Source organism: Kribbella sp., from assembly GCF_035655035.1.
Classification (GTDB): Bacteria; Actinomycetota; Actinomycetes; order Propionibacteriales; family Kribbellaceae; genus Kribbella.
Genome location: NZ_DASRVN010000243.1, coordinates 1 through 6,911, shown reverse-complemented (window position 1 = coordinate 6,911; position 6,911 = coordinate 1). Strand labels below are relative to the sequence as shown.

At 68.5% G+C, this 6,911-nt stretch carries 7 protein-coding genes and 1 riboswitch; of the genes, 5 read left to right on the top strand and 2 right to left on the bottom strand.

Translation table 11 applies throughout. The features are described from left to right. On the bottom strand, nucleotides 1-641 hold a 641-nt coding region (locus VFF46_RS14130), incomplete at its 3' end, for a GTP pyrophosphokinase (RefSeq protein ID WP_414673064.1). Nucleotides 642-791: 150 nt separating this feature from the next. Here VFF46_RS14130 and VFF46_RS14125 point away from each other — a divergent pair. After that, on the top strand, nucleotides 792-1,985 hold the full coding sequence (locus VFF46_RS14125) for an ATP-binding protein (RefSeq protein WP_325037568.1): 1,194 nt from the start codon (nucleotides 792-794) through the stop codon (nucleotides 1,983-1,985). A 247-nt stretch (nucleotides 1,986-2,232) separates the two neighbouring features. Here VFF46_RS14125 and VFF46_RS14120 read toward each other — a convergent pair whose 3' ends face one another. Further along, nucleotides 2,233-3,162: a hypothetical protein gene (locus VFF46_RS14120; RefSeq protein ID WP_325037567.1), complete on the bottom strand. Its 930-nt coding sequence runs from the start codon at nucleotides 3,160-3,162 to the stop codon at nucleotides 2,233-2,235. A gap of 108 nt (nucleotides 3,163-3,270) precedes the next feature. Between VFF46_RS14120 and VFF46_RS14115 the strand changes: the two genes are divergently transcribed. From VFF46_RS14115 to VFF46_RS14100, 4 genes are all read left to right on the top strand, one after another. Continuing rightward, on the top strand, nucleotides 3,271-4,113 hold the full coding sequence (locus tag VFF46_RS14115; RefSeq protein ID WP_325037566.1) for a DUF3152 domain-containing protein: 843 nt from the start codon (nucleotides 3,271-3,273) through the stop codon (nucleotides 4,111-4,113). Between the two features lie 30 nt (nucleotides 4,114-4,143). Then, complete coding sequence (locus VFF46_RS14110) at nucleotides 4,144-4,953, top strand: hypothetical protein (protein WP_325037565.1); 810 nt, start codon at nucleotides 4,144-4,146, stop codon at nucleotides 4,951-4,953. Then, complete coding sequence (locus tag VFF46_RS14105; RefSeq protein WP_325037564.1) at nucleotides 4,950-5,609, top strand: alpha/beta hydrolase; 660 nt, start codon at nucleotides 4,950-4,952, stop codon at nucleotides 5,607-5,609. Before VFF46_RS14110 ends, VFF46_RS14105 begins: the two co-directional genes overlap by 4 nt. An 18-nt stretch (nucleotides 5,610-5,627) precedes the next feature. Beyond that, a riboswitch (TPP riboswitch) is annotated at nucleotides 5,628-5,744 on the top strand. Next, a partial coding sequence (locus VFF46_RS14100; RefSeq protein WP_325037563.1) for a purine-cytosine permease family protein occupies nucleotides 5,740-6,911 on the top strand: 1,172 nt, incomplete at its 3' end. (Overlaps the previous riboswitch by 5 nt.)

Genomic DNA, 6,911 nt, shown 5'->3' with positions numbered 1-6,911 from the left:
AGCTCGCGGTACAGCCGGTCGATCTCGGTGAACTCGTTGTCGGCCAGCTCCATCAACGCCGCCGCCAGCAGGAACCTCCGGTCGAACTCGGGCTTGCGGTCCGGCGGGATGTCCAGCTTGTACCGGATGTCGTGCTCGAACTCGGCCCACGCGTGCTGGACCGCCGTACGGACCTGGATCTCCATCACCAGGTTCTTGAGTACGGCGTACTCCGGCAGCTCGCGGCGGTGCTCGTTCAGCCGGACCAGGTAGTGCTTGCTGGCGTACCCGAAGACGCCCTGCGCCCGGGTGTGCGCGCCCATGTCGGTGTGCTCGACGATCTCGAACTCTTCCTCGATCACCTCGCAGACCCGGTCCACGGCCTCCACCAGGAACGTGATCACCCGGGCCGCGACCAGGTCGGTGATCTGGTTCAGCGGGTCGTCGTACTTCGGCCGTGCGGGATCGTCCGGATGCGGCTTCGACGCCTTCACGAGGAACGACTCCGGATCCTTCGCCCGGGCCGTCGCGCTCAGGTAGTTGATGCCTTCCTCTTCGCCGATCAGCTCGTTGATCAGCGACTCGAGCTTGCGCGCACCACCGACGTACTGCTGATGCACCCGCTCGTACAACGCCCCTGCCTGCGGAGCCCACTCCACCATGGGCGGAACCCTAGTGGTCTTCGGCTCGCTCGGTGTGTCTATCGGAATCTACTCAATTCACTAGAAAGCCGTAGACAGCGCGAGCGACACGCTCTCGTCGTTGATCGGTCAATCTACGGAAAACGCTAGACGGCCTCATACAGTGAAAGCATGGATCCGATCCGGAATCCCTATGCGCCCGGCGCCGGTCAGCGGCCGCCTGAGCTGGCCGGACGCGACATCGAGGTGCGGCAGTTCGAGGTGGTCCTCGAGCGGGTCGCGGCAGGCAGACCGGAGCGGAGCCTGGTGCTCAGCGGCCTCCGGGGCGTGGGTAAGACGGTCCTGCTCAACACGCTGCGATCGCAGGCGATCAAGCGCGCCTGGGGCACCGGGAAGATCGAGGCCCGGCCGGACCAGAGCATCCGGCTGCCGATCGCGCAGGCGCTGCACACCGCGATGCGCGAGCTCGGCCACCGACACCGCGACGACGAGAAGGTCGACGGATTCAGCGCCGTACTGAAGGCCTTTGCACTCCGTACGGCGGCCAACGACCGGAAGGGGATCCGCTGGCACCCGCCGGTCGACGTGGCCGCGGCGAAGGGCCGGGCCGACTCCGGTGACCTGGAGATGGACCTGATCGAGCTGTTCTCCGACGCCGCTGACTTGGCCGGCGACCTGACCGTCGGGGTCGGTCTGTTCATCGACGAGATGCAGGACATCAGCTCCGACGACCTGTCCGCGCTGTGCGCCGCCTGCCACGAGATCTCCCAGCAGAGCGCCCCGCTGGTCGTCGTCGGTGCCGGTCTGCCGCATCTGCCCGCCGTACTGTCGGCCAGCAAGTCCTACTCGGAGCGTCTGTTCCGCTACGTCCGCGTGGACCGGCTGGCCCGGGACGCGTGCGACCGCGCGCTCATGATCCCGGCCGAGAGCGAAGGCGTGCAGTACGACGAGGAGGCCCTGGACGAGCTGTACGCGCAGACCGACGGCTACCCGTACTTCGTGCAGGCGTTCGCGCACTCCACCTGGGACCACGCGCCGACCTCACCGATCACGATCAAGGACGTCGCCGTCGCCGGCCCCGAGGCGTCCGCCGAACTGACCGTCGGCTTCTTCGGCTCCCGCTACGAACGCGCCACCCCCGCCGAACGCGAGTACATGCGGGCGATGGCCGAGCTCGGCATCGGCGTCGACGACGGCTCCGTCCCCACCTCCGAGGTCGCCGCCACCCTGAACCGCAAGCCCCAGTCCCTCTCCCCCGCCCGCGACGGCCTGATCAAGAAAGGCCTCGTCTTCTCAGCCGAACGCGGCACCGTAGCCTTCACCGTCCCCCACTTCGGAAAATTCCTCCGCACCCGCACAGCCTGAAGCAGACCCACGCGTGCTACGCAGCCGCCACCTCGTCGCTTCGCTCCTCGCCCGCGCCCACTACGCGCGCTCCCACCCACCCCCCGGCTAGCGCCGGTGCATCAATACCGGCTGGCGCCGGGAAGTGCGGGCTGGCGCCCTCGGATTTCGCGCTAGCGCGCGATGCGACTACAGTCCCCGCGCTCGCCCACGTGCTCACCCGAAGCAAGGGGCGACGCCCAACGTCAGAGTGAGGTAGAACGGTCTGTTACGGCCGCGCCAACTGTGCGCTGTACGCGGCGGCAACCTCCTTGCAGAATCCGAGGAAGTCCGGCACCTGCTCCGGACGCAACCAACCTGGCGACGTCCTGGCCAGCTGCTCAGATCCGTTGAACCCGAACAACTGATCTGCCCTCCGGCGAAAGTCGTCGGTCACAAGCGCGTCGACCGGGATACCGCTGTTCATGCCGCCGTACGAACTGAACGGCACCAGGACACGCCCGTCCGTGTACAGCACGACAACCGTCCGGACCCCGCTCTTCGCGGGACCTCGCGCCTCGAGTACGACATGGTTCGGTCCGAACCGGCGCCGGTGGCCGGACGCGTCCCAGTCGGCGACAACTTGCCGTGCGGCACTCCAGACGTCAGGGCTACTGAGTCGCTCGAATTCGTCGAGGCTCGACAGGTTGCCAGGCTGGCGGGTCCGCTCGACCTCGGCAGCGAAGTCGTTGGGTTCGATCACAGCTGTGAAGAGCGGCGCCCAGGCACTCTCGTCGACCCTGACTGCCCGTGCCTCGACGAGCCAGACGCTGATCCCGCGGGCTGGGTCGAGTACTGCCAGGTCGTTAAGGTATTCGGCCAGCGCACGGAACTCGTCCCGGTGTTCCTCGGCGACGACGATCAGACCGCGAGCACGACGGGCGACGGCATAGGCGAGTCCCCGAGTCAGATGATCGTGGTCGGCGCGACCGTACTGATTCTCGATCACGAATTCGGTACCGTCCGCGACCTGAGCGACGATATCGATGCGTCGGCCACCGGTGGTGAGCACCTCGGCCTCACCGGCTGCTGTCAGTTCGACCCCGATGGCCGCACCGAGTTGGTCAAGCCGGTCCACAAGCAACGGGGTGAAGTCCGTCGCCTCTCCCTGCCAAGCCTCGGTCAGCCGACCGAAGACGAGCCGCCCCATCGTCGTCATCTGCTCTCTCTAGCACTCGGCGGGGTTGAGCCGGTAGCGGTGGTGTCGCGAGTTGTGCTGTGAAACCGGACTTTCGTGCCCCCGCAGCAATCGGTAGGGTCGAGTGTCATGACCTCCCGGCGGCGCGGCCAGCAGGCGGACACGTCTGGGCGGCGGGGGCGGCACAGCCGGCGGAAGTCGTACCGGGGGCAGTGGCTGGTGGTGACCGCGATGGCGGTGCTGGCGACCGTGGTGGTGGTGAATCCGGATGTGGCCCACCGCAACAGCTTGGCGTCGCAGGCGGTGGCCGGGGTGGATGACGTCGTCGACACGACGGCAGAGGTGACGCCGTTGCCGGTCGCAACACCGACGCAGAAGTTCACCACGCCGCAGCGGCCGGCGCCGTCGTTGACGCGAAAGCCGAAGGGCGCGAAGCCGAACGTGCTTGTGTCCAGCGGGAAGCTCGCCGTGGTGCCCGGGTTCAGCAAGGCGAACGGCGTGCGCGACAAGCTCACGTACCGCGTGGAGATCGAGCAGGGTGTCACGGTGAACGGCACCGCGGTGGCCGCGGCGATTCACAAGACGCTGACGGATCCGCGCGGCTGGCAGGCGCTGCACCCGGTGAGCTTCGAGCGCACCGACAAGCCGGACGCCGACCTGCGCATCATCCTGGCCACGCCGTCGCTCACCGACCAGCTGTGCCTCCCGCTCGACACCGGCGGTGAGGTGTCCTGCCGCGTCGAGGACCGCGTCGTGCTGAACGCGAAGCGCTGGATCTACGCGATCCCGTCGTACAACGGCAACGTCGAGCTGTACCGCAGCTACCTGGTGAACCACGAGGTCGGCCACGCCCTCGGCCACGGCCACTCGACCTGTACGACGCCGAAGACCCCCGCGCCGGTGATGATGCAGCAGACCAAGGGCCTGGCCGGCTGCCTGCCGAACGCCTGGCCCACAGTAAAGGCCACCTGAGACACTAGGTACGGACGGGAGGAGCAGCCGATGTCGTCACAGGACTTCCCGACGTACGGCCGGGAGAACGAGCCCGGCAAGCAGCAGCCGCCCGCTGAGGAGCACCACTACGCTCCGCCCACGCCGTACGGCGGTGGATCGTACGGCCCTGGCCATCAGCCGCCGCAGGAGCCGTTCCCGTACGCCGAGCCGCAGCCGTACGGGTCGCAGCCGCCCCACGAGACCAACCCGGCGTACCACCAGCCGCCGACGTACCGCCCCGGTGCGCCGTACGGTCCCCCGGCGAACCCGCAGCCGCACGAGCTCCCGACGTATGGGCGTCCCGTGACCGCGACCGATCCCCGGGTGTCGCGCGTCCTCGCGCTGGCGGCCTTCATCGCCACGATCTACGGCCTGCTCGTCCTGACCGTCCAGCGGGTCGCGCTCCGGGACATCTCGCAGGCGCCGGGCTCGCCGCTGAACCACCCGCTGCGTACCGACGTACTGGACGCGATCGGCCAGCTGCTGCTCGTGGTCGTCGGCGTCGCCGGCCTGGTGATGTGGATCCGCGACCTGCTGGCCCGCCGGAAGGCAGGCACCAACCCGAAGCCGGCCGAGCTGATCGGTCTGCTGCTGGTCGCGGTGTCGGCGATCCCGATCCTGGTCTGGCTGATCATCGTGCTGTCCACCGGCCTCGGGTCCGACGACGGCGCGGTCCACCGGCTGCCCACGGCGTACGGCTGGGGCGGCTTCGGCCTGCTGATCCTGGCCGTCGGGTTCTTCCTCGGATACCGCGAACTGCGGCCCGAGGTGCCGAACCCGGTCGTCAAGGCGCCACCGGTCAAGGCCCCCTGGGAGTGAGCGCACCAGTCGTCCTCGTGCCCGGCCTGGGCCTCGGCCCCGAGTCGTACGCGCGGACCGTCGAGCACCTCACCACGCCGTACCACGTCGTCACGCTTCCCGGGTACGGCGAACCCGCGGGCGCCCGGGAGGACCTGCACCCGCGGGCGCTGGCGGTTGCGCTGGCCGACAAGATCCGCGCGCGGGCAGTCCTGGTCGGCCACTCGGCCAGCTGCCAGATCGTCGTCGAGACGGCCATCCGCCACCCGGAACTCGTCCAGTCGCTCGTCCTCATCGCGCCGACCGGCGACGTGCGGATGTCGAGCTGGGTCGACCGCGCCGTCCGGCTCGTCGGCTCGGCCATCCCGGACGCACCGAAGCTGGTCCGGATCACCCCGCAGTACGCGCGGACCACGCTGCCGTCGATCGCTCGCGCCGGGGATGCGTCGCGGCACCACGACCTGGCGGCGGTCATGCCGCAGGTGCGGGCGCCGGTGGTACTGGTCCGGGGCAGGTACGACCTGGTGTGCACGGCGGAGTGGCTCGAACGGCTCGCGGAGCTCAGTCACGGCGAGGCCCGCACGCTGGACACCGGCTCCCACATGCCGGTCGTGACGAACGGCCCGGAGCTGGCCGCTCTCATAGAACGAGCGGCCGCTCTTCCCTCGGATAGCTGACGCGTTAAACTCGGCGGCACAAACCTATGCGGGAGCTCGCACCGAGAAGCGCGGGCTGAGAGGGCGACAGCTGGGTCGCCGACCGCCTGAACCTGACCGGGTAATGCCGGCGTAGGGAGTGGGGTCACTCATGACCGATACAGCTGTTCGCGCCGAGGACAGCGCCGAGGCACCGCTGGTCCTCACCACGGATACTCCGCGCACGCTCGGGTTCTTCCCGCAGTTCACGCTCTGGGGAAACCTCGGAATCTCGTTGTTCGGGCCGGTGACCGGCGCGCTGGTCGCGGCGTACACCGGATCCCTGATCCAGGGGCTGCTCGCGATCATCGTGGGCTGCGCGCTCGGCGCCCTCGTGCTCGGGGGCTCGGCCGTGTTCGGCTCGCACACCGGCGCGCCCGCGATGGTGGCCCTGCGGGGGATCTTCGGGCGGCGCGGGTCAGTGGCACCGACGCTGCTGAACATCATGCAGAACATCGGCTGGGCGACGATGGAGATCATCGTGATCTCGCAGGCCGCGGTCGCCGTGACGGGTCCGCGGTGGCGCTGGCTGTTCGTTCTGCTGGCCGGTCTGATCGCCACCTCGATGGCGGTTCGTCCGCTGGGCAGTGTGAAGCTGCTGCGCAAGTTCATGGTCTGGCTGGTGCTGATCGCCTCGGCGTACCTCTTCGTCGAGGTGCTCATCAGGCCCGTGCACAGCCTCCCGCAGGACAACGTGTACGGCTTCTGGCCGGCGGTGGACCTGGCCGCGGCAGGCGTGGTGTCCTTCGCGCCGCTGGCCGCGGACTACACCCGGCACTCCCGCACGAACAAGGCCGCGTTCGGCAGCTCCGCGCTGGGTTACGGTCTGGCCGCGATCATCTACTACGCGCTGGGTGTCTTCGCGGTGGCGACGCTGCAGACGAACACCGACAACGTGATCACCGCGCTCGTCACGCTGCCGGCCGGTGCGATCGCGCTGTTCGTGCTACTCGTGGACGAGGTCGACGAGGCCTACGCGAACGTCTACTCGACGACGATGTCGCTGCACAACCTGATCGGCCACATCGACCGCCGGTGGATCTCGGTCGCGATCGGAGTCGTCGCCACTGGCATCGCGATGTTCATTGACCTGGGCAACTACACGCAGTTCCTGTACCTGATCGGCTCGGTCTTCATCCCGTTGTTCGCGGTCGCGATCGCCGACTTCTTCCTGGTCAGCAAGATGCGCTGGGACGTCTCGAACACGGCAAAGTTCCGCTGGCAACCGGCCGTAGCCTGGCTGATCGGCTTCATCGCCTACCAGCTGGTCAACCCAGGCACCGT

Excerpts from the sequence above, each read along its gene's own strand:
- VFF46_RS14125 (WP_325037568.1), top strand. The coding sequence starts at position 792 with ATGGATCCGATCCGGAATCCCTATGCGCCCGGCGCCGGTCAGCGGCCG.
- VFF46_RS14110 (WP_325037565.1), top strand. The coding sequence starts at position 4,144 with ATGTCGTCACAGGACTTCCCGACGTACGGCCGGGAGAACGAGCCCGGC.
- VFF46_RS14120 (WP_325037567.1), bottom strand. The coding sequence starts at position 3,162 with ATGACGACGATGGGGCGGCTCGTCTTCGGTCGGCTGACCGAGGCTTGG.
- VFF46_RS14115 (WP_325037566.1), top strand. The coding sequence starts at position 3,271 with ATGACCTCCCGGCGGCGCGGCCAGCAGGCGGACACGTCTGGGCGGCGG.